The 24285-nt window shown below is 68.6% G+C and carries 20 protein-coding genes; 9 read left to right on the forward strand and 11 right to left on the reverse strand.

Features of this window, described 5'->3' with window-relative positions:
* The 4 genes from Amac_RS51180 to ftsE form a co-directional block, all read right to left on the reverse strand.
* The coding region (locus Amac_RS51180; protein WP_155361689.1) for an NTF2-like N-terminal transpeptidase domain-containing protein at nt 1-1544 on the reverse strand (1544 nt) is incomplete at its 3' end.
* A gap of 3 nt (nt 1545-1547) precedes the next feature.
* Nucleotides 1548-2030, reverse strand: coding sequence for an SsrA-binding protein SmpB (gene smpB / locus Amac_RS51185; protein WP_155351806.1), 483 nt, complete (start codon nt 2028-2030; stop codon nt 1548-1550).
* A gap of 23 nt (nt 2031-2053) precedes the next feature.
* Complete coding sequence (ftsX, locus tag Amac_RS51190) at nt 2054-2953, reverse strand: permease-like cell division protein FtsX (protein WP_155361690.1); 900 nt, start codon at nt 2951-2953, stop codon at nt 2054-2056.
* 11 nt (nt 2954-2964) lie between these two features.
* Complete coding sequence (ftsE, locus tag Amac_RS51195; protein WP_155361691.1) at nt 2965-3654, reverse strand: cell division ATP-binding protein FtsE; 690 nt, start codon at nt 3652-3654, stop codon at nt 2965-2967.
* Between the two features lie 155 nt (nt 3655-3809).
* Between ftsE and Amac_RS51200 the strand changes: the two genes are divergently transcribed.
* Complete coding sequence (locus tag Amac_RS51200; protein ID WP_246269238.1) at nt 3810-4010, forward strand: hypothetical protein; 201 nt, start codon at nt 3810-3812, stop codon at nt 4008-4010.
* Here the strand turns inward: Amac_RS51200 and prfB are convergent.
* Nucleotides 4001-5116 (reverse strand): peptide chain release factor 2, encoded by a 1116-nt coding sequence (gene prfB / locus Amac_RS51205; protein ID WP_155361692.1) that lies wholly within the window; start codon nt 5114-5116, stop codon nt 4001-4003. The two genes, Amac_RS51200 and prfB, sit on opposite strands and share 10 nt — an antisense overlap.
* Before the next feature lie 70 nt (nt 5117-5186).
* On the opposite strand from prfB, the gene Amac_RS51210 reads away from it, so the two are divergent.
* Entirely contained in the window at nt 5187-6185 is a 999-nt protein-coding gene (locus Amac_RS51210) for a DUF8094 domain-containing protein (protein WP_155361693.1), read from the forward strand.
* 1 nt (nt 6186) lies between these two features.
* On the opposite strand, the gene Amac_RS51215 is transcribed toward Amac_RS51210, so the two are convergent.
* The 4 genes from Amac_RS51215 to Amac_RS51230 all read right to left on the reverse strand — a co-directional run bounded on the left by Amac_RS51215 (nt 6187) and on the right by Amac_RS51230 (nt 12866).
* Nucleotides 6187-11037, reverse strand: coding sequence for an NAD-glutamate dehydrogenase (locus tag Amac_RS51215; RefSeq protein ID WP_155361694.1), 4851 nt, complete (start codon nt 11035-11037; stop codon nt 6187-6189).
* A 30-nt stretch (nt 11038-11067) separates the two neighbouring features.
* Nucleotides 11068-11865 (reverse strand): tryptophan 2,3-dioxygenase, encoded by a 798-nt coding sequence (locus Amac_RS51220; RefSeq protein ID WP_155361695.1) that lies wholly within the window; start codon nt 11863-11865, stop codon nt 11068-11070.
* A gap of 209 nt (nt 11866-12074) precedes the next feature.
* Nucleotides 12075-12275, reverse strand: a complete 201-nt coding sequence (locus Amac_RS51225; protein ID WP_155361696.1) for a zf-HC2 domain-containing protein — start codon at nt 12273-12275, stop codon at nt 12075-12077.
* A 21-nt stretch (nt 12276-12296) separates the two neighbouring features.
* On the reverse strand, nt 12297-12866 hold the full coding sequence (locus Amac_RS51230) for a sigma-70 family RNA polymerase sigma factor (protein WP_155351798.1): 570 nt from the start codon (nt 12864-12866) through the stop codon (nt 12297-12299).
* 116 nt (nt 12867-12982) lie between these two features.
* Here Amac_RS51230 and Amac_RS51235 point away from each other — a divergent pair, with 116 nt between their 5' ends.
* From Amac_RS51235 to Amac_RS51260, 6 genes are all read left to right on the forward strand, one after another.
* Nucleotides 12983-13573: a DUF4142 domain-containing protein gene (locus tag Amac_RS51235; protein WP_155361697.1), complete on the forward strand. Its 591-nt coding sequence runs from the start codon at nt 12983-12985 to the stop codon at nt 13571-13573.
* Between the two features lie 28 nt (nt 13574-13601).
* A complete protein-coding gene (locus Amac_RS51240; protein ID WP_155361698.1) occupies nt 13602-15038 on the forward strand; it encodes a DUF1996 domain-containing protein in 1437 nt (478 codons plus the stop codon).
* Between the two features lie 82 nt (nt 15039-15120).
* Nucleotides 15121-15912, forward strand: a complete 792-nt coding sequence (locus Amac_RS51245; RefSeq protein WP_155361699.1) for a hypothetical protein — start codon at nt 15121-15123, stop codon at nt 15910-15912.
* Nucleotides 15909-17366, forward strand: coding sequence for an NADH-quinone oxidoreductase subunit NuoF family protein (locus tag Amac_RS51250; RefSeq protein WP_246269239.1), 1458 nt, complete (start codon nt 15909-15911; stop codon nt 17364-17366). The genes Amac_RS51245 and Amac_RS51250 overlap by 4 nt, the downstream gene beginning before the upstream one ends.
* A gap of 69 nt (nt 17367-17435) precedes the next feature.
* On the forward strand, nt 17436-18896 hold the full coding sequence (locus Amac_RS51255; protein ID WP_155361700.1) for an FAD-binding oxidoreductase: 1461 nt from the start codon (nt 17436-17438) through the stop codon (nt 18894-18896).
* Between the two features lie 105 nt (nt 18897-19001).
* Nucleotides 19002-19379, forward strand: a complete 378-nt coding sequence (locus Amac_RS51260; protein ID WP_155361701.1) for a hypothetical protein — start codon at nt 19002-19004, stop codon at nt 19377-19379.
* Nucleotides 19380-19427: 48 nt separating this feature from the next.
* On the opposite strand, the gene Amac_RS51265 is transcribed toward Amac_RS51260, so the two are convergent.
* On the reverse strand, nt 19428-21320 hold the full coding sequence (locus Amac_RS51265) for an ATP-binding protein (protein ID WP_155361702.1): 1893 nt from the start codon (nt 21318-21320) through the stop codon (nt 19428-19430).
* A 62-nt stretch (nt 21321-21382) separates the two neighbouring features.
* A complete protein-coding gene (locus Amac_RS51270) occupies nt 21383-23290 on the reverse strand; it encodes an acetoacetate--CoA ligase (RefSeq protein ID WP_155361703.1) in 1908 nt (635 codons plus the stop codon).
* A 92-nt stretch (nt 23291-23382) separates the two neighbouring features.
* On the opposite strand from Amac_RS51270, the gene Amac_RS51275 reads away from it, so the two are divergent.
* Entirely contained in the window at nt 23383-24072 is a 690-nt protein-coding gene (locus Amac_RS51275) for a hemerythrin domain-containing protein (protein WP_155361704.1), read from the forward strand.
* The last annotated feature ends 213 nt before the right edge of the window (nt 24073-24285 follow it).

Below are 24285 nucleotides of genomic sequence, written 5' to 3' on the forward strand. Positions count from 1 at the left end.
GTGACCAGGGTGGGCGGGTGCCAGGTCCCGGCCCGTACGGCCCCCGCCACCAGCGCCATCGCCAGCGGGCTGACGCGCACGCTGGAACCCGCGATGATCTTGGCGCGGGCAGCGTCGGTGGTTCCGGCGGGGACGGTTCCGCTGAAGCTGCTGAGGGGCAGCCCCCAGGGCGCGCCGATGCCGAAAGCGGCGGCGCTGTCAGCGAGGGCGCCCTCGTCCACGCGGCGGGCCATCGAGGCGAGCGCGGTCACGCAGCCGTGCGCGAAGTCGGCCTCGAAGGTGGGCGCGGAGGAGGTGACGCCGGTCTGCTGGAAGCGGGCGCCGCCGACGGTGCGGTCGGCCGTGCAGGGGACCTTCTGGCCGACGTCCAGACCGGCTTTGAGCAGGGCTTCGGTGGCGATGATGGAGAAGGTGGTGCCGGCGGGGAACTTGCCGGCCAGCGCGTCCTTCTCCTGGTTCAGGTCCTTGGTGGAGACGGCGAGCACCTGGCCGGTGGGGGCGTCCACGGCGACCAGCGCGACCGGCTGGGTGCCCGCCACGGCCAGGTCGGCGGCGCGCTGCAGGCGGGAGTCGATCGTGGTGCGGACGGGGGTGTTCTTGCGGCCGGGCCAGGATTTGAGCTCCTTGACCGTCTCCCAGGTCTTGGTGTCCAGGACGATGACGCGGGTCTCGGTGGAGCCGGTGAGCTGGTCCTGGTAGGCGCGCTGCAGGCCGTCCCGGCCGACGGTGTCGCCGGCCCGCTGCGGGCCGCCGAGCTGCTGCTCGCTCTCGGCGGTGACGGCGCTGACCCGGCCGACGATCTGCACGGGCGACTTGGGCGCCACCGGCGGTTTGACGTCGACGATCTGGAGCCCGTCGATGCGGTCGAGCTGGGTCTTGATCTGGTTGAACTTGGCGCGGCCGAAGGTGGCCAGCGGGACCGCGTCGGTGGGCGGGGCGGACAGGATCCGGCTGAGCAGCCGGTCCTGGGCGAAACCGGTCACCTTCGCGAGTTCCTGGCAGAGCCGGGCGGGGTCTGACAGCTGGACCGGGATCACCTGGGCGACATACTGCGTGTCCTCGTCCTGGAGGGTGTCGCCGAACCTGTCGATGATGGGCTGGCGGCCCTGCGGGTCCACCTTGACCGCAAGCCGCTGGCCTTCGTGCAGGTCGGGGTGGATGACGCTGGGCGACCAGCGGACCTTCCAGCGGCCGTCGACCAGGTGCAGCGGCAGCATGCTGTCGTAGGTCCACAGCGGGTTGTTCTCCCCCAGGTCCACCTCGGCCTGGAAGCTGGCCTTGGCGGTGTCGCCGTCCCGGGTGATGGAGAGCAGCTTGAAGCGGAGCGTGGCGGCGTCCAGGTGCAGGCCGACGTCGCCGAGCGCCTTGCGGACCGAGGCCTCGTCCGCGTCGGCACGGCGGGCGGCCATGGCGAAGTCGCCGCTCTCCCAGCCGACGAGGAAGTCGCGGATCGCCTCGTGAGGGGCGGGCTCCTCGAAGCAGGCGGTCAGCGTGGGGACGAGCAGCCCTAACGCCAGCGCGAGCCGTACACGACGAGGAGCCACGGCCTAGCGGCCCCCCTTGCGCCGGACCGCGTTGGACAGGGCGCGGGACATCTCGCGATTGTCCTGCTTCTCCCGCAGGGTCTGGCGCTTGTCGTAGTCCTTCTTACCCCGGCCGATGCCGACTTCGATCTTGGCGCGGCCGTCCTTGAAGTACAGGGCGAGCGGCACCAGGGTCAGGCCGCGCTCCTTGAGGGTGGCCTCGATCTTGCCGATCTCCTTGCGGTGCAGCAGCAGCTTGCGCTTGCGCCGCGCGGCGTGGTTGGTCCAGGTGCCCTGGCTGTACTCGGGGATGTACACGTTGTACAGCCACGTCTCATAGTTCTCGACGGTGGCGTAGCCGTCGGTCAGGTTGGCCTTGCCCGCCCGCAGGGACTTGACCTCGGTGCCGGTCAGGACCAGACCGGCCTCGTAGGTGTCCTCGATGAAATAGTCGTGGCGGGCACGCTTGTTCTGGGCGATGACCTTGCGCCCGGTCTCACGTGGCATGGCAGAGAGCCTACCGGCGCTCGTCACACACGCAGATAACGGCGGAGTGTGATGAACGAGGCGAGGATGCAGATGAGCACGCCGACGGCCATGGTTCCGGTGATGACCGCGGCCACCGTGTCCCAGCCCAGCGGCACCGCCATGTAGGTCTGGATGCCCTCGAACAGCGCCACCTTGGTGATGATCAGCAGCACCGCCGCGAACACGCCGCCGATCAGACCGGCGATCACGCCCTCCAGCACGAACGGCAGCTGGATGTAGACGTTGGAGGCGCCGACCAGGCGCATGATGCCGGTCTCCCGGCGCCGGTTGTACGCCGAGAGCCGGACCGTGTTGCCGATCAGCAGGGTGGCCGCGCAGACCATCAGGAAGGCCACGCCGAGCGCCATCGCCTGGAGCCGGTTCATGAAGCCGAAGTAGCTGTCCAGCAGGTCACGCTCGTTGATGATGTTGGAGACGCCGGTCTGGCCCTCGATGTTCTGGGTGACCGCGGCCGTCTTCTCCGGATCCTTGAGCTTGACCCGGAACGACTCCGGCATGTCCTCGACCTTGACGATGGAGGAGAGCGTGCGGTTGTTCTCGGAGAGCTTGAAGTTCTCCAGCGCCTTGGCCGAGTCCTCGAACTCGACGGTGTCGACCTCCGGCATCGACTTGATCGTCGTCTCCAGGGCGACCTTCTGCTCCCGGCTGATCGCGCCAGACTCGCGGCAGGCGGGGAACGGGGAGTCCTTCCCGCACAGGTAGACCGAGAGCTCGACCTTGTCGGTCCAGTAGCCGGTCATGGAGCTGACCTGAGAGTTGATCATCAGCCCCACGCCCAGCAGCGCCATGCCGACGGCGACGGTCACGATCACCGCGATGGTCATCGTGAGGTTGCGCCGGAGCCCGATCCAGACTTCGGAGAAGATGAAATTCGCCCGCATGCTTCCTTCTTCTAGTACGCCTGGCCGTAGACACCCCGCGACTGGTCGCGGACGATCTTGCCATCCTCCAGCTCCACCACACGCTTGCGCATGGAGTCGACGATCGCCGCGTCGTGCGTGGCCATGAGCACGGTGGTGCCGGTCCTGTTGATGCGGTCGAGCACCTTCATGATGCCGATGCTCGTCGCGGGGTCGATGTTTCCGGTCGGCTCGTCGGCCAGCAGGATCATCGGACGGTTGACGAAGGCCCGCGCCATGGCGACCCGCTGCTGCTCGCCGCCGGAGAGCTCGTCGGGCATGCGGTGCGCCTTCCCCTCGAGGCCCACCAGCTCGATCACCTCGGGCACCACCTTGCGGATGAACCGCCGGGGCTTGCCGATGACCTCGAGCGCGAACGCGACGTTCTCGTAGACGTTCTTGTTCGGCAGCAGCCGGAAGTCCTGGAACACGCAGCCGATCCGGCGCCGCAGGTGCGGCACCTTGAAGTTGGAGAGTTTGGCCAAGTCCTTGCCGGCGACATGGATGGCGCCGGAGTTGGGCCGCTCCTCCTTGAGCACCAGTCGGAGGAACGTGGACTTCCCCGATCCGGAAGGTCCCACGAGAAATACGAACTCGCCCTTGTCCACATCCACGGATACGTGGTCGAGGGCAGGGCGGTTCTGGTTCTGGTAGACCTTGGTCACATTATCAAAATGGATCACGGGCGCATCACGGCATGCCAGTCTAGGGGGCGAGGGACGTCCAGCCCGGGGGGCGCCGGTCTCTTTGCGCTAGATCGACGTTCCGGTTGGCCAGAGCTCAGTCTAGGGGTAACACTGGCATGGAACGTCCATAACGGAAACAAAACGATTAGGGCATGGGTAAAGCTGCGATGAGCTGCGAACACTTGATCTGCGCCGCGTGCGCCCAACCCGTTGTCGAAGGCCGCTGCCCGGCCTGCCGCAACGCCCGCGAGAAGTTCCACCACCACGGATTCCCGCTCTCCTCCCCGGTTTTCCTGGGTCTTCTGGTGGTGCTGATCCTCGCCTTGACCGCGCTGAAGTTGTACTACTCCTGACCGGCCTCGGCCCGCCGCATCCAGCGGATCTCGCCCTCGATGAACTCGTCGAGGTCGCCGTCGAGCACGGCGCTGGGGTTCCCGGCCTCGACCCCGGTCCGCAGATCCTTGACGATCTGGTACGGATGCAGCACGTAGTTGCGAATCTGCGTGCCCCAGGACGTGGTGCTCTCGCCGCGCAACTCGTTCATGGTCGCGGCCTCCTCCTGGCGCTTGCGCTCCAGCAGCTTGGCCTGGAGCACGGTCATCGCGGAGGCGCGGTTCTGCAGCTGGGAGCGCTCGTTCTGGCAGGAGACCACGATCCCGGTCGGCAGGTGGGTGATCCGCACCGCCGAGTCGGTGGTGTTGACGCCCTGCCCGCCGGGGCCCGATGACCGGTAGACGTCGATGCGAAGATCGTCCTCGTTGATGTCGATGTGATCGGTCTGCTCGACGACGGGGACCACGTCCACGCCCGCGAACGAGGTCTGCCGGCGGCCCTGGTTGTCGAACGGGCTGATCCGGACCAGGCGGTGGGTGCCGTGCTCGCCGCGGAGCGTGCCGTACGCATAGGGCGCCTTGACGGTGAAGGTGGCCGACTTGATGCCCGCCTCCTCCGCGTAGGAGGTGTCGTAGACCTCGGTGGTGAAACCTTTACGCTCGGCCCAGCGCTGGTACATCCGGAGCAGCATCTGCGCCCAGTCGGCCGCGTCCACGCCGCCGGCCTGGGAGTTGATGGTGATGAGCGCCTCACGCGCGTCGTACTCACCCGACAGCAGGGTGCGCACCTCGAGCGCGCCGATGTCGGTGCGCAGCGAGGCCAGCTCGCGGTCGGCCTCGGCGAGGGTGTCGTCGTCGCCCTCCTCGGCGGCCAGCTGGTAGAGCACGGTGAGGTCCTCCAGGCGGCTCACCAGGCCTTCCACCCTGTTCACCTCGCCCTGCAGGTGGGAGAGCTTGCTGGTGACCTTCTGCGCGGCCTCGGGGTCGTTCCACAGGTCGGGCGCGGCGGCCTGCTCTCCCAGCTCGGCGATCTGCTTGCGCAGCGCGTCGAGATTGAGCACGTCCTGAATGCTGTTCAGGGTGCCGGTAAGCTCGTTGATCTCTTCGGCTGGGTCGATGGCTGCCACGTCTGTAAAGGGTACGCGAACCTCGGACTGGCTACGATATGGGACCGGTGGCCCGGGGAAGGGGGAGACGATGCGACGCGCGATCGCCCTCGTTGCCCTTTTTGCGCTCGCCGCCTGCACGTCGGCTCCACCGCCCGCGCCCAAGCCCAGCCCGGTCGCGGCGACGACGTCGGCCGCCCCCGCTCCCCCGGTGGCGCTCACGCTGGAGGACGCCGCCGTCGCCGTCAAGGAACAGCTGGAGGCCGACGACGTGGCCCGGGCGAACGGCGACGAACGCTGGGCGCTGGACCTGGCCAGGGACGGCCAGGATCTGCTCACGATCGCCCAGTACCGGTCCGCCGGAATGAAACCGCCCCGCTACACCTGGGGCAAGCCGACCCTGATCGTCCCCCGGCAGTACGGCAACGCCCCCCTCTGGTTCGCGGCCCTCATCGACCGCCGCGAGAAGGGCGAACCGCCCAGGAAAGCGCTGATGGTCTTCGTCAAGCAGGGCGATATCTGGCAGAACAGCTTCGAATCGCTGCTGGAAGCCGACCTGCCCCCGCTGGAGTTCGACGAGGACGGCTACGCGACCGCCCTGGACGCCCGCGACCAGAGCATCGCCATCAGCCCCCACCTGATGGGCCCGCTGCACGCCACGATCGCCGAGGAGGGCCGCGCGGGCTACGCCTCCGGCCTGATCGAGCCCGGTCCCCGCACGACCGGCTACTTCGCGGAGATCAAGCGGAACCGGGAGTCGCTGAAGGCGCAGGGCCTGGCGTATGACTCGCTGTTCGCGCTGGCGGTGGGGTTCCCGGTGTACGCGGTCCGTACCAGTGACGGCGGCGGGCTGGTGCTCTACAGCCTGACCAGGACCACGACCTGGACGGCGAAGGTGGAGAACGCCCAGGGCGGGCATCTGGCGATTCCCGAGGAAGCCCGCTGGGCGCTGCTCTCCGCTGTGATCATCAAGGAGCGCCGGATCATGGAGACCCAGCAGTATGTCGGCTTCATCCCGCCGAAGGACTCCCGGGCGCCCGCCGAGATCGTCGGTTACGACGGCCTGGTGACCAGGGCGAGCGCCACCTGAGTTACTGCGGCAGGCTGCTGGTGGCCACCAGGGTCCTGATCGCGCGCAGCGCGACCGAGAGGGTGGCCAGATCGAAGGTGTCGCTCTCCCAGATCTCCGACAGCGTCTGCCTGGCCCGCGCCACGGCGGCCTCGTTGGCGCGGGTCCAGCGAGCCAGCCGCTCCTCCGGCGGGAGCCCGGGGGTGCTGTGGATGAGCACGTCCCGGGTGAGGCTGGCGTGCGCCGCGTACAGGTCGTCGCGGAGGGCGGAGCGGGCCATCGCGTTCCACCGGCTGTCCCGGGGCAGCGCGATCACCCGTTCCCGCAACCGGGCCAGCTGGAGCCGCTCGGCCAGGTCGAAGTAGACCTCGGCCACCTCGTTCACCGGCCGCTTGGTGAGCGTGGCGATCTCCACCAGGTCGAAGGTGGAGTAGGCGGGCACCATCCCGGCCGTGCGCTCGGCCAGCTCGGGCGGCACGCCCCGGGACACGAACGTTTCCCGCCGCTCGTCGAACGCCGCCAGGTCGAGCCCGGCCAGCATCTTCGGCAGGTGCGGCAGCAGCCCGTTGGCCCCTTCCACGAAGAAGCTCGCGGTGGAGGCCAGATCCAGCGGCGGCCTGCGGTTCCCGAGCAGCCACCGGGTGCCGCGCTCGGAGAGCTTGCGCCCTTCCAGCAGCATCAGCAGCTGGGTGTCCACGTCCACCTTGCCGTCCAGCGCCTCGACCGCCCGCCGGAAGCCGGCCAGATCGAAGACCTCCCGCGCCACCAGGTAGGCCCGCGCGATGTCCCACGCGCGCGCCCCGGTCTCCTCCCCGAACCGGAACACGAAGCTCGTCCCGCCGAAGTTGACCACGTCGTTCACCACGCTGGTGGTGATGATCTCCCGCCGCAGCGGGTGCGAGTCCATATATTTCCGGTACGGCTCCCGCAGCGCCGACGGGAAATACGACACCAGCCGGTCCTGCAGCGCCGGATCGTCCGGCAGATCCGAGGCCAGCAGCTCCTTGTCCACCACCAGCTTGGTGTAGGCGAGCACCACCGCCAGCTCCGGCTGGGTCAGCCCGAGCCGCGCCTGCCGCCGCTCCGCCAGCGCCTTGTCGGTCGGCAGCGACTCCAGCCGCCGGTTGATCAGCCCGGCCCGCTCCATCCGGCGCAGATACCGGGCGTGGATGTGCAGCATCTCGGGCGCCTGCTTGGTGGCCGCCGCCAGAACCACGTTCTGCGCGTAGTTGTCGCGCAGCACCAGCCCGGCGACCTCGTCGGTCATGTCCAGGAAGATCTGGTTGCGCTGCTTGTCGGTCATCTCGCCGTCGCGGACCACCTGGTCGAGCAGGATCTTGATGTTGACCTCGTGGTCGGAGGTGTCCACCCCGGCCGAGTTGTCGATGAAGTCGGTGTTGATCAGCCCGCCGTTGAGCGCGAACTCGATCCTGGCCGCCTGGGTGAAGCCCAGGTTGCCGCCCTCGCCGATCACCTTGCAGCGCAGCTCGCCCGCGTTGACCCGCAGCCCGTCGTTGGCCTTGTCGCCGGCGTCGGCGTTGGATTCGGTGGTGGCCTTGGCGTACGTACCGATGCCGCCGTTCCACAGCAGGTCCACGGGGGCCTTGAGGATGGCGTTGATCAGGTCGTTGGGGGCCATCGCGGTCACCCCGTCGGGGATGCCGAGCGCGGCCCTGGCCTGGGGCGAGACCGGGATCGACTTGGCCGTGCGCGGCCAGACCCCGCCGCCCGCGGAGATCAGGTGGGACGCGTAGTCCGCCCAGGAGCTGCGGGGCAGCTCGAACAGCCGCCGCCGCTCGGCGAAGGCGCTGGGGCCTGGGTGGGGGTCGATGAAGATGTGCCGGTGGTCGAAGGCGGCCAGCAGGCGGATGTGGGTGGAGAGCAGCATGCCGTTGCCGAACACGTCGCCGGACATGTCGCCGATGCCGGCCACGGTGAAGTCGGTGCTCTGGACGTCCACGCCCATGGTGCGGAAGTGGTATTTCACCGATTCCCAGGCGCCGCGCGCGGTGATGCCCATGGCCTTGTGGTCGTACCCGACGGAACCGCCGGAGGCGAACGCGTCACCGAGCCAGAAGCCGTACTTCGCGGCGACGTCGTTGGCGATGTCGGAGAAGGTGGCGGTGCCCTTGTCGGCGGCCACCACCAGGTAGGTGTCGTCGCCGTCGTGCCTGACCACGTCCTGGGGCGGCACGACCTGGCCGTCGACCAGGTTGTCGGTGAGGTCGAGCAGCCCGGACACGAAGTGCCGGTAGCAGGCGACCCCTTCGGCGAACATCTCGTCCCGCCCACCCGCGGGCGGCTGTTTGACGACAAATCCACCTTTAGACCCAGTGGGCACGATGACGGTATTTTTCACCATCTGGGCTTTGACCAGGCCGAGGATCTCGGTGCGGAAGTCCTCCATCCGGTCCGACCAGCGCAGCCCGCCGCGCGCCACCTTGCCGAACCGCAGGTGCACCCCCTCCACCCGGGGGGAATACACGAAGACCTCGAACTTCGGCCGCGGCTCCGGCAGCACGCTGATCGCCTGCGGATCGAACTTGAGCGCGAGGTAGGGCTTGCGCTTCCCGTCCTCCAGCTGGAAGAAGTTGGTCCGCAGGGTCGCGCTGATCATCTCCAGGTAGGCCCGCAGGATCCGGTCCTCGTCCAGCGACGCGACCTCGTCCAGCGAGGCCAGGATCTCCTCGTGCAGCGCGTCGCACAGCTCGGCCCGCACGTCCTCGCCGCGCCGGGGATCCAGCCGCGCCTCGAACACGCGCACCAGCAGCCGGGCCAGCCGCACGTTCCCGGTCAGCACCTTCTCGATGTAGTCCTGGCTGAACGTGGTCCCCGCCTGGCGCAGGTACTTGGCGTAGGCGCGCAGGATCCCGGCCTGCTCCCAGGTCAGCCCGGCGGCCGGCACGAGCGCGTTGAAGCCGTCGTTCTCGACCTCACCCCGCCAGAGCGCGGCGAAGGCGTCCTGGAAGAGCCGCTTGAAATCATCGCGATCCACGTCCTCGGCCAGGGTGTAGCGCAGCCCGAAGTCGTAGATCCAGGCGTCCTTGGTGGCGGGGTCGTGATCCCGATCCACCTCGTACGGACGTTCGTCCACCACCTCCACGCCCATCCGCTGCAACAGCGGCAGCACGTGGGAGAGCGAGATGGGCCGCCCCAGCCGGTAGACCTTGAACCGGCGCTCGCCCTCGCCCGCGCCGTACGGCTCGTAGAGGTTCATACCGATGTCGCCGTCGGAATCCGACAGCTGTTCCAGCCGCCTGAGGTCGGCGACAGCCGTACGCGGCGGGAAATCGGCCTTGTACCCCTCGGGGAAGGCGGCGAGGTAGCGGCGGATGAGGCGCGGAGCCTCCTCCTCCGAGCAGAGTTCGGTGATGGCGGAGGCGAGATCGTCCTCCCAGGAACGGGTGGTGGCCACGAGCTTGGCCTCCAGCGCGTCCACGTCCACCTCGAGGGGAGGCAGCGGTTTGCCGCGTTCGCCCCGGATCGTCACGTGCAGCCGGGCCAGCACGGACTCGCCGATCATCGCGCTGTAGTCGAGCGTGCTGCCGGACAGCGCCTTGAGCAGCAGATCCTGCATCGCGAGCCGGACCTTGGTCGTGTACCGATCCCGGGGCAGGAAGATCAGGCAAGAGATGTAGCGGCCGTAGTCGTCCCGGCGCAGGAAGAGCTTGACCTGCTTGCGCTCGCGCAGCCGGAGCACGCCCAGCGCGATCGGGACCAGCTCGTCCACCGAGATCTGGAACAGCTCCGAGCGCGGGTAGGTCTCCAGGATCTCGATCATGTCCTTGCCGTCGTGGCCGTCCGGCGGCAGCCCCGCCCGGTCCAGGACCGCGGCCAGCTTGCGGCGCAGCACCGGGATGCGGGAGATCGACTCGTTGTACGCCACATGCGTGAACAGCCCGAGGAACCGGCGCTCCCCGATGACCTCGCCGTCGGCGGAGAACAGCTTCACTCCGACGTAGTCGAGGTAGGCCGGCCGGTACACGGTCGCCCGGGTGTTGGCCTTGGTGATGATCAAGACCTGCTTCTCCCTGGCCTTGGCCCGCAGTTCCGGCGGCATGGCGGAGAAGCTGGTGGAACCGGCCTTGTCGGCACGCAGGATGCCGAGCCCGGTGCCGGGCACCGCGGTCAGCGTGTCGTCGTCCTCCAGCCGGTACTCGCGCGAGCCGAGGAAGGTGAAGTGCCCGTCGGCGAGCCAGCGCAGCAGCTCCAGGCTGTCCTCGACCCCGGCCGGATCTAAGGGCGGCGGATTGTCGCCCAGGTCCTCGGCCGTCCGCAGCGCCAGGGCGCGCATCTTGGCGTAGTCCTCGACCGCGTATCTGACGTCTTCGAGCACCCGGCGCAGGTCGCCTTCGAGCTCCTTGAGCACGGCCGGATCGCTCTGCCGGTCGATCTCGATGTGCATCCAGGACTCCACCAGCATCATGCCGGTGACGTCCGCGTCCTCTTCGCCCAGCAGCTTCCCGGTCATGTCCCGCCGCACCCGCAGCTGCGGGTGCACGATCAGGTACGTGCCGAGCTGGTGCCGGTCCAGCTCGGTGGTGACCGAGTCGAGCAGGAACGGCATGTCGTCGGTGACGATCTGGACCACCGAATGCCCCGGATCCCAGCCGTTGTCCTCCAGCGTGGGCGAGAACACGTGCACCACGGCCCGGCCCTGCGGCCGGGTGACCGCCAGATGGCGGTGCGTCATCGCCGGGCCGCACACGTCCACGGGATCTCGGTCGGCCAGATCCTCGAGGGGAACCTGGCGGTAGTAGGCGCGCAGGAAGCGGAACGCCTCCTCGGGGTCGCCCGTGCCAGGCACCTGCCCGCAAGTCGCGGCGGCCGTGCGGAGCAGGTCGTCCATCGCCTCAGCCGTGTCGAGCGGCATCTCGCTACTCACTCCTTTGTGAGGTCGTACTCAAAGCCAGGCTCTCAGTTCCCAGAGGAGGGGGAAGAAGTGCAGCCTCGTCCGCCCTCTCAGGTACGGTGCCCCAGAAGAGCCGCCAGTACCAGATTTTGTCCCGATCTGTCGCTCGACCATCTGCACGTGCCGCATCCGCCAGGAAGCGGTCGTCTCGTCGTGGGTGAGCAGATCCTCGGCCAACTGCCAGAGGTCGTCGTGCGATCCCCGGTCCCTGGCCACGATCAGCAGCGAGTCCATGATCTCCGCGTCGGAGACGGGCAGGCCACGCTGGGAGAGGGCGGTGAGGTAAGCATCCCATAGCGACGGCTCCGAGAGCCGCCGCCGCAACCGGGCGAGTTCGTCGTCTCGCGCGTCGCGCAGCCGGTCCAGATAGGACGGGTCCTTCGCGCCGGAGAGGAACTCCAGTTCCCGGAACTGCACGGACTGGAACCCGCTCGCCGGGGCCAGCACCGATCTGAACTCAAGAAAGTCCTGGGGCGTCATCGTCTCCAGGACCTCGACCTGTCCGACCAGGACCCGCTCAACCGCGTGGATTCGCCGGAACAGGTGTCGCGCCCGCCACAGGGCGCCTTCCGTCATCGCGTCCCGCGCCCGCTCCATCTCGTAGAGGAGGAGCTTGAACCAGAGCTCGTAGACCTGGTGCTCAGTGATGAAGAGGAGTTCGTCACTGGCCCCCGACTGGGGACCCTGCAGGTCTAGGAGCTGGGGTAGGCGTAGGTATTCGCCGTAGGACAGCCGCGCGCCGTCCTCACCGAAACTACGCGAGGGCGGTACGGCTCTCGCCTCGGACATCCCGAAACTCCTTCGGGGCGCACCCGCCGATCCCCATTGATCAGCAGTCAGGCCGCCACCGACCCGATACTAATGGGAAAGTTGCTATATGGACTGCCACTACGGTCCTAACCAGGCACGACAGTGGGGTGGCAGGCTGATGAGCAGGTTTCCCATTAGTCATCCGAAAACCGCGCGGGCGTCAACTTAAGGACGGACCAAAAGCCCGACTAAGGACGGACCCGCTGCGACGCGGACTTGACCTCGTTGAGCAGGCCGGGTAACTCGCCGAACTCGTTCAGTTCGATCCGGCACCGTTCGCACGAGACGAGGTGGAGTTCGAAGCCCTGAATGTCTTCGGGGTCCAACACCCCGAGGGCGTAGGCCGCCACGTCGTGGTGCGAGGACTCTGGAATCTCATCGGACAACATGAGATTCCCCGAAGACCGACATCAGCTGGCCACTCCCCTCTCTTTCAGGACACCGCGTAAGGCTCGCAAAGCGTAGTAGAGCCTGGACTTCACCGTACCCGGTGGTATCCCCAGTATCTCTGCTGCTTCGCTTACCGTACGGTCCCGTAAGTATGTCTGTTCTATAACTTCCCTGTGATCTGGCGACAGACCGCGCAGGGCGTCGGCGACCACGATGGCCGCCAGCGTCTTGTCGGTCGCGTCGGGCACGGCGACGGTGTCCGCCTCGGGAGGTTCGACCTCCCTGGGCCGGACGCCGCGCCTGCGACGGCCGTCGATCACGATGCGACGCGATACCGTAAGAAGCCAGGCCCACAGGAGCCCTCGTTCCCACGTTAACTTCGCCGCGTTACGCCAGGCGCGCAGAAGCGTCTCTTGAACGACGTCTTCTGCCCACTGCAGGTCGTTGCCTGTCGACTGCCTGACCTGACGGAGCAACGGACCACCGAACTCCTGGTACAACTCCCTGATCAGACGATCATCCCGATCAGGGTCGTCGTCGGGGTCCAGACGCTCGAACCGGGTGTCGAGTTGTCGGCGCACGAGCCACATATTTGCACCTGTCTTTGTGTGATGTACACAACTCCAGTAACTCCAGTCATTTCTGACTATTTGCTGAACCGGCTCTGGGAACCCCGCGTACCTGTCTCCGAAGAGAGGAGGGCGCCATGCGGTTCCGGTTCGGGGAGCTCGTGGTGTTCGGTGTTTTCCTGTTCGCGGCAGCGGTTGCCGTGATCGTGGTGGTCCCGCAGAGTCAGGCGGCGCAACAGGAAGGCTGGACCCAGACGCGTTGGGGCCCGTTGGGTCCCGCCGACAGAGATCTGCTCATCAAGGTGCGGTGGGCCGGGCTCTGGGAGATCCCCGCCGGCCGCTGGGCGCAGGAGCGCTCGACCAACGCGAAGGTCAAGGAAACCGGCGTTCACCTGATGAACGACCATGCTCAGCTTGACGAGGACGTCCGCGCGGAAGCGGCCCAACTCGGCGTCCAGCTGCCCGATGAGCCTAACGCCGACCAGCAGCGCTGGCTCGGCGAGCTCTCCAGCCGGACCGGTGCCGAGTTCGATCAGACGTTCGCCGACCGTCTGCGCGCCGCGCACGGAAAGGTCTTCGCGACCATCGCGGCGGTCCGGGCGGGAACCCGCAACGACAAGATCCGCGAGTTCGCCTCCAAGGCGAACGCGGTGGTCCTCAAGCACATGACCCTGCTCGAGGAAACAGGTCTTGTGGACTACTCGCAGCTGCCAACCCCCCAGTCTTAGCTAGTCCTAGCTCGTAAGAGGAGAATCCATGCGAAAACGCTCTATAGCGGTCGCTGGCGTCCTGCTGGCCGGATCACTTGTGATGCCCATCTCGGCCACTCCCGCGTTAAGCGCCGTGGTCGGTCCGTCCCTGAGCGACTTCGTTGACATCCGCCGGGTGCCCCCGGGGAGCACGGGCGTACGCGCCGGGCGCGGCTCGTTCGTGTCCCAGTGCGGCCGCAACCAGAACAGACATCGCAACTCCGACAACCACATCGTCGCCCCCGGCGTGACCAACGGGGCCCATCACGTGCACGACTACGTGGGCAATCGCACCACGAACGGGTTCTCCACCGACCAGAGCCTGGCGGCCGGCGGCACCACCTGCCGGTTCGGTGACAAGTCCGCGTACTTCTGGCCGGTCATCCGGCTCCGGCCGGACCTGCTGCAGGAGCAGCGCGACCAGCAGAACCAGAACCGCAACCAGCAGAACAACAACCAGCAGCAGAACCAGGACCAGCAGAACCAGAACAACCAGCAACAGCAGAACCAAGACCAGCAGAATCAGCAGAACCAGGACCAGCAGCAACAGCAGGGCCAGGATCAGGGTCAGCAGCAGCAACAACAGCAGCCGCAGGACCAGCAGCAGCCGCAGGACCAGCAGCAGCAGAACCTGAACCAGGACCAGCAGAACCAGCAGAACCAGCAGCAGGACCCGCAGCAGAACCCGCAGGACCAGCAGGGTCAGCAGCAGAACCAGCAGGCCTTGAGCGCCCAGAACGCCAACCAGCGTCGCAGCCCCGGCAACAACAACCAGGGCAATAACAACCAGGGCAACAACCAAGGGAACAACCAGGGCAACAACCCGCAGCCCAGCCAGACTCCGTCGCAGCAGCCGACGGAGCCGGCCCAGCCGCCTCCCCCCAGGCCCGGGGAGGACGGTTCCGAGCTCGGCGGCGCCGCCGACGGCAACATCGGCACGATCGTGACCCCCCGTTCGGTCACCCTCCAGTTCCGCGGCAACCCGGCCAGCCGGGTCGTGGCGATGCCCCGGTTCCTGCGCCTGATCACCGGCGACGCCAAGGCGGGCACCAACGGCGGCGCGAACGCCCGCGCGCAGTGGAGCTGCACCGGCTTCACCAACCGGTTCACCACCCAGTACCCGCTCTGCCCGCGCGGCAGCCTGGTGGTCCGCCAGCTGGACTTCCCGAGCTGCTGGGACGGCCAGAACACCGACAGCGCCAACCACCGCACCCACGTGGTGTTCCCCGGCCAGAACGGCGCCTGCCCCGCCGGCACCCGCGCCGTCCCGCAGCTGCGCATGACGCTCACGTACTCGGTCCCGACCGGCCCCTCGTTCGCCGTGGACGCGTTCCCTGAACAGCTCCACAACCCGGTGACCGACCACGCGGACTTCCACAACGTGATGTCCAACCAGCTGATGAACTTCGTCGTTCAGTGCATCAACCGAGGCCAGCGCTGCTGACCCGGAGGTGAATAAGCAGATGACACGAGGCAGTTCCGAGCCCGCCCGACTCCCAGCAGACTCCCCCCAACCGGAGGAATCCGTGTCCAGACGACGGGCTCACCGTCGGCCAGAAACGCCGCTCAACCTGCAGTCCCGCCCAGTCAAGATCGCGCTGGGCGCCGTGGTCGTGGTCGTCATCTTCGGCGCCATGCTCGCCGCCAGAAACGGCATGAGCGCCGGGCTGCTCGCGGAGGCGCAGAACTTTCTGACCTTCTACGCGGGCGTGCTCTCGCTCGTCGCCTTGACGACGACGGTCGCCCTCGGGTTACTCGCCTCAGAACGTCTCCTGCTGCCCATCCCCTGGCGGGTGCGCGCCCAGCTCGTACACCGAGCGGCCGCACTCGTCGGGGTCGGTTTCCTGGTCACCCACATCGGTATGAAGATCGCCGCCGGGCTCGTCCCGGCCTGGGGTTCGGTGCTCCCCACGACGAACCTGGCCATCGGGGCGGGCGCGATCGCGTCCGACATGATGATCGTGGTCGTCGCGACCGGAGTGATGCGCGGCCGGTTCGCGCAGGCCGAGCGGCCCTGGCTGTGGCGGGGTCTGCACGACCTGGCCTACCTGGCCTGGCCCGTGTCGATCCTGCACGGCCTGGCCGCCGGCCGTACCCCCGCCGCGTGGGTGAGCTGGAGTTACATCGCCTGCCTTGTGGCAGTGGGCACCGCCCTGCTGCTGAGAGTCGTCGTCTCTCTTCGCCCTGCGGCGACGATCGCCGACGACCTGGAGACCCTGCCGATGCCTGAGGTCGCACCCGCGCCTCAGTCGGTTCCCGAACCGATCAGCATCGTGGGCCGCGAACGCACCTCCTCCAAACTTCGGAGAGTCGTATGATCCCCTATCGCGTCTCCAAACTGCGCCGGATGGGTCCGGCTCGGCTGACCGCCGGGCTGGACGACAACCGCCGGCTGGATCTGGACACCCACTACACCATCCATCGCCAGCTCGACGGCGAGACCGTCGACGGGCTCATCGCCATGGCCGAGGAGGTCGACCTGCGCGGCCGGGGCGGCGCCGCCTTCCCGTTCGCCAGGAAGCTCCGCGCGGTCGCGGCGCACACCCGCACCTCCGACACGGTGGTGCTGGTGAACGCCGCGGAGGGCGAGCCGGCCAGCATGAAGGACAAGATGCTGCTGACCCGGACGCCGCATCTGGTGCTGGAGGGCGCGCTGCTGGCGGCCAGCGCCCTGGACGCCAAGGAGGTGGTGATCGCCACCCCGGCCGGGGAGCTCGCCGAGGGCTCCATGATGGCCGCCGTGGCCGAGCGCGGCCTGATCGGCTACGTCCGGGTGGTCGGCATCCAGGAGCGGTTCATCTCCGGCGAGGGCGGCGCCCTGGTCAAGGCGGTCAACGGCGAGCTGGGCATGCCGTCGGGGCGCAAGGTGCGCTCCAGCGACAGCGGCGTGAACGGCCTGCCCACGCTGCTGTCCAACACCGAGACCTTCGCCCAGCTGGCCCTGCTGGCCGAGCTCGGCCCGCAGGAGTACGCCTCGGTCGGCACCCCGCAGGAGCCCGGCACGATCCTGCTCAGCGTGAGCGGCTCGGTGGCCGCGCCCACCGTGGTGGAGTGCACGCCGGGGGTGCCGCTCGCGGCCGTGCTCGACATGTGCGAGGCCCGGGTGGGCGACGGCCTGCTGGTCGGCGGCTACCACGGCAAGTGGCTGAGCGCCGCCGACGCGTACGGCGCGATCGTCTCGCGGCGGGGCATGTCCCAGTCGGGCGGCGAGCTCGGCGCGGGCATCATCGTGCCGCTCGGCTCGGACACCTGCCCGCTCGGCGAGACGGTCCGGGTGGCCGCCTACCTGGCCGCGCAGTCGGCCGGGCAGTGCGGCCCCTGCCGGATGGGCCTGCCGTCGCTGGCGCGGGCGATGGCCGAGCTCACGGTGGGCACTCCCGGCGCGCTGGATCTGGTCCAGCAGGCCGCGACGGCGGTGCGGGGCCGGGGTGCCTGCTTCCACCCGGATGGGACCTCCAGGTTCGTCCTGTCCGCGCTGGAGGCGTTCGCCGACGACGTGGAGGAGCACCGGCTCAACGGCACCTGCGGGCGGCCGACCAAGGAGGTCCTGCCGCTCCCGATCGCGGACGCCTCCGACGTGCGTCTGGTCGTGGACTGGACGCGCTGCCAGGGCCACGGGCTGTGCGCGCATCTGGTGCCGGAGCTGGTCAAGCTCGACCATCACGGCTATCCGGTGTTCATCGACAGCCCGGTTCCCTCGTGGGCGAAGAGCGAGGCGCAGCGCGCGGTCGAGATGTGCCCGGCGCTGGCGTTGCGGATCGGCGCGCGGTGACCTGATTGTCACCAACCCCGTCGGCATGTCACGCGTCTCACGAGGTAGTCGTGACTTCGGGGAGTGATCATGCCGATTCCTGTGCGCCCTTCCGTCCCGCTGGGACGGCGGGGATTTCTGGCGTTGGTCCCGGCCGGTCTGGCACTGGCCGGGGTTCAGGCGCCGGACTGGCGCGCGCTGGGCCGAGGCTTGGACGGCAAACTGGTCCGCCCGGGCGACTCGGCGTATGACCGCGCCCGGCGCCTGTTCAACCCGGCCTACGACAAGGTCAGGCCCGCCGCGGTCGCCTATTGCGCGACCCCGGCGGATGTGGCCGAGTGCGTGGCGTTCGCGCGCCGCTTCGACGTGCCGATCACCGCCCGGTCCGGCGGGCACAGTTACGCGGGCTGGTCCACGGGGACCGGCCTGGTGGTGGACGTGTCGCCGTTGTCGTCGGTACGGCACAGCGCGGGCCTGGCCACCATCGGCGCGGGCGCCAAACTCGTCGACGTCTACGCGAAGCTGGGCAAGCTCGGGGTCAGCATCCCGGCGGGTTCTTGCCCGAGTGTCGGCATCGCCGGGCTCACCCTGGGCGGCGGCCTCGGCGTGGTCTCCCGCAGGTACGGTCTGACCTGCGATGTGCTCACCCAGGTGGAGATGGTCACCGCGGATGGAAAACGAGTGACGTGTTCCCCCACCAGCCATCCCGACCTGTTCTGGGCGTCCCAGGGCGGCGGAGGCGGAAATTTCGGGATCGCGACGTCTTTCACCTTCCGAAGTCACGCCACCCGCGAGGTGACGGTGTTCTCGCTGCGCTGGCCGTGGGCGAGGGCGGCAGCGGTGTTGCGGGCGTGGCAAGGGTGGGCGCCCTCGGCTCCGGATGGGTTGTGGTCGAATCTTCATCTGAGTCATGATCCGTCGCCGGATGTGACGGTGGGCGGGCTCTATCTGGGGTCCAAGTCGGGGTGCGAGAAGCAGTTACAGGTGCTCGTGGATCGGGTGGGGCGGGATCCTTCGAGCAGGTCTGTGCGGCATGTGCCGTACCAGCAGGCGATGATGATCATGGCGGGGTGTTCGTCCTATTCGGTGTCCGAGTGCCATCGGCCGGGGTCGTTACCCGGGCAGACCGCGAACGGACGGCTGGTGCGGGACACCTTCAGCGCCAAGTCGCATCTGGCGTATGCGCCGCTTGGGGACGCCGGGATCCGGGCGCTGGTGGCGCAGGTGGCGAAGGCGGGGCGGCACACCGTGCTGCTGGACGCCTTCGGCGGGGCGATCGCGCGGGTGCGGCCCGACGCGACCGCGTTCCCGCATCGGAAAGCGTTATACAGCGTGCAGTACTACGCGCATTTCGACGGCGCCCTGGCCTGGGCGCGCGGCGCGCACGCCGCGATGCGGCCGTTCTTCGGCGACCACGCCTACGTCAACTACATCGACCCCGACCTGACCGGCTTCCTCGGCCAGTACTACGGCGCGAACGCCGCCCGCCTGGTCCAGATCAAGTCCAGGTACGACCCCGGGCGGCTGTTCCGGTTCCCGCAGGGCCTGTGAACCAGAATCGGGCCGTTTTCGGGCGTTGAGTGGCCTCGGAAGCGAATATTCCGAACGCCTACGTTTCGTAGGACATGCAACATCGTCTCGAAACGGGGTAACACCATGATTCGTCGTATCGCCCTCAGCATCGCCGCCCTCGCCGCCGGAGCCACCGTGCTCACGGTCGCCTCGCCCGCCCACGCCCTGGCCGGCTGGGGCGGCACACTCACCCCGGGCAGCACCGCCTGCGTCGGCCAGTACGCGGCCACCAAGGTCCAGGGCGACGGCACCGCCACCGCCGGCGGCGCCAAGTTCTTCATCTACCGGGCCGGCGTCCTGGCGTACGCGACCCCGGGCCGGGTCACGGGCTGGGTGCAGGGCCTCACCTCGACCAGCGTCCCGGCGTTCCCCGGCGCGGGCGACTACACGGTGTGCGCCAAGAACACCGGCAGCGCCAACACGCTCGTCAACTTCCACATCGCCTCCGACAACGAGTTCTGACCGCCCCTCGGTGTCCCCGGCCCTCACCGGGGACACCTCCGGGAGGGATCAGTGGGTCCGCTGCCAGAGCAGTTCGGTGAAACGGGCTTCGGCCAAGGCCAGGTGGCGGCGGTAGGTGGTCGTGGGCAGGCCGAGCAGGGTGGCGGCGTCCGCCTGGGTTCTGGCGGGGCGCAGGAAGGTGTGGTGCAGCGCGCGGTGGGCCTTCAGGTCGCGCGGGGAGGCGGCCAGTTGGGCGGCGACCTCTTCGAAGAGCGCGCGCAGTTCGTGTTCTCGCAGGTTGAGGGCGCCTAGCAGGGGTGAGTCGCGTAAGCCGTCGGCTCTGCCGTACGCGCGAAGGGCGGTCCGGACGGCCTCCCCGAACTCCTCCTCGTCGAGGGTGCGGCGGTCCACGGGGACGGGCTCGATCAGCGCGTCCCGCTCGGCCAGGCGGGCCACCCAGGTCAGCGGCGGGACCTCGCGCCAGTCGTGGGCGAACACCGCGAACGTGTGGTCGCCCACCGTGAAGTCGGCCGAGGGCAGCCGGTGGAAGTCGACGTGGGCGCAGCCCTCCACCCAGGGGTCGGCGGAGGCGAAGGTCAGGAGCGTGCGGTCCGGACTGTCTCCGGTCAGATACGACCGGAACAGCTGCGTGGTCATGAACAGCTGCACGGGGGACGGCTCCTGGTAACGCCGCCCGTCCATCCAGAACCGCACCATCCGGGTGTGCCCCGGCTCAAGATCGCGGGTGGCGGGGTCCTCCGGGTCGGGGACGGCGTCGATCAGCAGGTAGAACCCGGCGGCGGTGCCGTCCTGGCCGCGGATCACGGTCGGTTCGTGCCGGGCCAGCCAGCGTTCGCACAGCCGGGCCGACTCGTCGCCCTCGTGCTTGCGTACCCAGGACACGATCGTGCCCAGTTCGGCCCGGGTCGGGCGGTCGGCGCTCAGGCTGCTGGTCTGCGGGTAGCCGACCACGAACGAGCCCAGCACCGAGGTGGCGCGGTGCAGGTAGACGAAGTCCAGCAGGACCGAATGCCGGGAGGGTTCGGCGAACTGCTGGCGGTAGTAGGCGGCGGCGCGGCGGCGGATCTCCTCGCAGCCGTCCGGATCGCGCCAGCCGAGTTCGGCCACCAGGGCGTCCCTGGCGAGGTCGTGCGGGAACAGGCCGCGCGAGCCGTACTCGACGATGGACAGGCCGCGCAGCCAGCTGAACAGGTCGCTCGCGTCGTCGAGGTCGAGCAGGGCCTCCAGCAGGGGTTCGGTGGTGGCCAGGACCTGGGCGCAGGCTTCCAGCGCGCGCCGGTGCAGCGGGCTGGGCACGGTCTCGACGAAGCCGCGCAGGAGCTCGCCCATCACCTCGTGGGCGGAACCGGCGGAGAACCTGCGCTGGGCGGAGACGTCGGCGACCAGGGCGAGGGCGAGCGGGTGGCCGCGGGTGAACTCCAGAGCGGCCTCCCGTTCCTCCTCGGGCACGCCGCGGGCGGCCAGCAGCCGGGTGCCGTCCTCGTGGTCGAGGTTGCCGAGCGGGATGACCCGGACCAGCTCCCGCCAGCCGGGGTCGGCCCGCCAGACCGGCTCGGGGCGGTCCCGCCCGGCGATCACCACGGCGGCGTCCGCGGGCAGCCGGGGCAGCAGCTCCGTGCGCAGCCACCGCTCCAGGCCCGGCACCCGCTCCACGGTGTCGACGAGCAGGACGAGGCCGTCGGTGGCCTCGACCTGGAGATCGTCGAGGCCGGTCAGCTCGTGCCCGTCCAGCCAGACGACCGTGCGTTCTGCGCGGTTGGCCAGCCAGGCGTAGCGGTGCAGCAGTGCCGTCTTGCCGACGCCGCCGGCGCCGTGCACGAGCAGGACCTGGGTCGCGCTGGCCGGGTCGAGCAGGTCGTGGAAAGCCGCCAGCTCGCGCCGGCGGCCCACGAAACCCCGCTGCCGCGCAGCGTCCAGCCGGTCACCCAGCCGTGTGGACATGACACTTCACTCCGATGTGACAGGGCCCCGAAGTGAAGTGTCCGTCACCGTCCGCGGTATTTCTAGGGAATCGGACGGAAGTGGTCGAGGACTTCGGGGTTGGCCATCGCGTCGGTGTTCGCGGCTTTCGCGATGGGCACGCCGAGGAGGATCTTGCGGACCGGGACCTCCAGCTTCTTTCCGGAGAGGGTGCGGGGGATGCCGGGGACCTCGATGATCTCGTCCGGGACATGGCGGGGGGAGAGTTCCTTCCGCAGGGTGGTACGGAGGCGGGTGACCAGGGGCTCGTCCAGAGCCGTGCCGGTGGTCAGCGTGACGTACAGCAGGAGGCGGCCGTCCTGGCCGAGCTGGCCGGTGTCGATGACCAGGCTGTCGCTCACCTCGTCGAAGCGCTCGACGACGCGGTAGAACTCGCTGGTGCCCATCCGGACGCCGCCCCGGTTGAGGGTGGAGTCGGAGCGGCCGTAGATCACGCAGCCGCCGTCCGGCAGGATCTTGATCCAGTCGCCGTGCCGCCAGATGCCGGGGTAGTCGGCGAAGTACGACTCGTGGTAGCGGGTGCCTTCCGGGTCGTTCCAGAACATGACCGGCATCGACGGCATCGGCTGGGTGACGACCAGCTCGCCGACTTCGCTGATCACCGGCTGGCCTTCCGGGTCGTACGACTCGACGCGGGCGCCCAGGCAGCGGCACGGGATCACACCCGCCCGGATCGGGAGCAGCGGGACCGCGCCCACGAAACCGGTGCAGACGTCGGTGCCGCCGGAGAAGGAGCCGAGTTGCACGTCGGGTTTGACGTCGGAGTAGATCCAGGCGAAGCCCTCCGGGGGCAGCGGGGATCCGGTCGAGCCGAGGCCGCGCAGCTTGTCCAGACCGTGCGGTTTCACCCCGGCTTTCATCGAGGCCACGATGTACGGCGCGCCCGTGCCGAAATAGGTCACGCCCTCTTCAGCGGTCACGTTCCAGAGCGCGTCGGTGGCCGGGTGGGCGGCGGAGCCGTCGTAGAGGACCACCGTGGAGCCGACGAGCAGGCCGCCGATGAGGAAGTTCCACATCATCCAGCCGGTCGTGGTGTACCAGAAGAAGACGTCGTCGGGGCCGAGGTCCTGGTGGAAGGAGAGCGCCTTGAGGTGTTCGAGGACGATGCCGCCGTGCCCGTGCACGATGGGTTTGGGCAGGCCGGTGGTGCCCGAGGAGTAGAGGATCCAGAGGGGGTGCCCGAATGGCACGCGGTCGAATTCCGGTTCCTTCTCCTCTGATCTGAGGTCATCCCAGGTCACGGCGGATTCGATCGGGTTCTGGTACGGGACGCACACGGTCGCCGCCAGTGACGGCAGGGTGGCCGCGATGTCCTGGACGACCTCGCGGCGGTCGAAGCTCTTGCCGCCGTAGCCGTAGCCGTCGACGGCGAAGAGGACTTTCGGTTCGATCTGGGTGAAGCGGTCGATGACGCTGGGGGCGCCGAAGTCGGGGGAACAGGAGGACCAGATCGCGCCCAGGGAGGCCGTGGCCAGGAAGGCGATCAGAGCTTCCGGAATGTTCGGGATATATGCGGCTACGCGGTCGCCTCTGGTGACGCCTAGCCGTACCAGACCGGCTCGGACCCGGCCGACCTCGGCGCGCAACTCGCCGACCGTGTACGTCCGCCGGTTTCCTGCTTCATCACGAAAAATCACGCCCAAGCGGGCGGGGTCGCCGCGGAGCGCGTTCTCCGCGTAGTTGATCGTCGAGCCGTCGAACCAGCGGGTGGCGGGCATCTCCCCGCTGATCACCGGGCCGTCGCCCCGCTCTCCCGCGACCTCGAAGTACTCCCAGACCGACGTCCAGAATTCCGCCGGGGAGTCGACCGACCATTGCCATGTGTCCTGATACGCACCCGGCCGGCCAAGCCACTCCTGAAAACGAGTGATCTTCGCGGACCGGATGACCTCCGGGGTGGGTTCCCAGAGCAGAGCGCCTTCCTCAACCATGCCCCCATCCTGCCCTCCTCGGAGAGTGGGATCCAAGAAAGCTCAAAGCGCCAGGTCGCACCCTCGGGGTTAAACCACGTGAAGGAGCGCACATGTCTCGCCCCACAACCTCCGTCCGTCCGCGCCGCCCCGGCGACCCCGAGCCGGACCTGACGATCTACGGCATCGCGCATCTGGCCATGCGCCACGGCGCCCACGAGCTCGCCGCCCTCGCCCAGACCCTGCGCGACGGCGTCCCGCTGACCCCCGCCCGGGCCAAGGCCCTGGCCGAATACGTCCGCCTGATGACCGAGGAGATCCACCTCCACCACCACGGCGAGGACACCATCGGCTGGCCCATCATCCAGGCATCGGCCGGTCACGCCGTAGACCTGGAGCCCCTGACCGCCGACCACGACCAACTCGACCCCATCCTCGACAGACTCCGCCACGCGTCCGCACTCCTGGTCACCCACCCGGCCGACCCCGGCGCCCGCCAGTCACTGGCCACCGACTCGATCGTCCTGCGCGACCTCCTGGACGAGCACATCGAGGAGGAGGAACGCGACATCTTCCCGATCATCCGAACCTACGTCTCGGTAGCGGACTTCAAGGCCTGGGAAAACCAAATCATGAAGCACTACCCAATAAAGAACCTCTGGTTCCTCATCCCTTGGTCGGTCTCCGCCGTCCCCGCAGCCGACGTCCCGGCCGCACTGTCCCTGACCCCACTCGCGTTCCGCCTCGCCAACCGCCTGTTCCACGGCAAATATCGCCGCTTCCACCAGCTCATCTTCGGGTGAACCCTCACCGACCGAGTTCCGTCTCTGGGCCGATTCCCGAAAGGCATATCGGGTTCGGGCCTCAAGCACGTAGTGGGAAATGAGCGGAGCCCCGTGGGCGTCATGGTCGGGGCAAGGCGAAGCCCACGGGGGCCTCATGGTCGGGCGGGGCGAAGCCCCGGGGGGCGTCATGGCGGGGGCGGGCGGAGCCCGAGGGATAACAAAGGGCTGGGC

It is taken from the genome of Acrocarpospora macrocephala, from assembly GCF_009687865.1.
GTDB classification, from domain to species: domain Bacteria; phylum Actinomycetota; class Actinomycetes; order Streptosporangiales; family Streptosporangiaceae; genus Acrocarpospora; species Acrocarpospora macrocephala.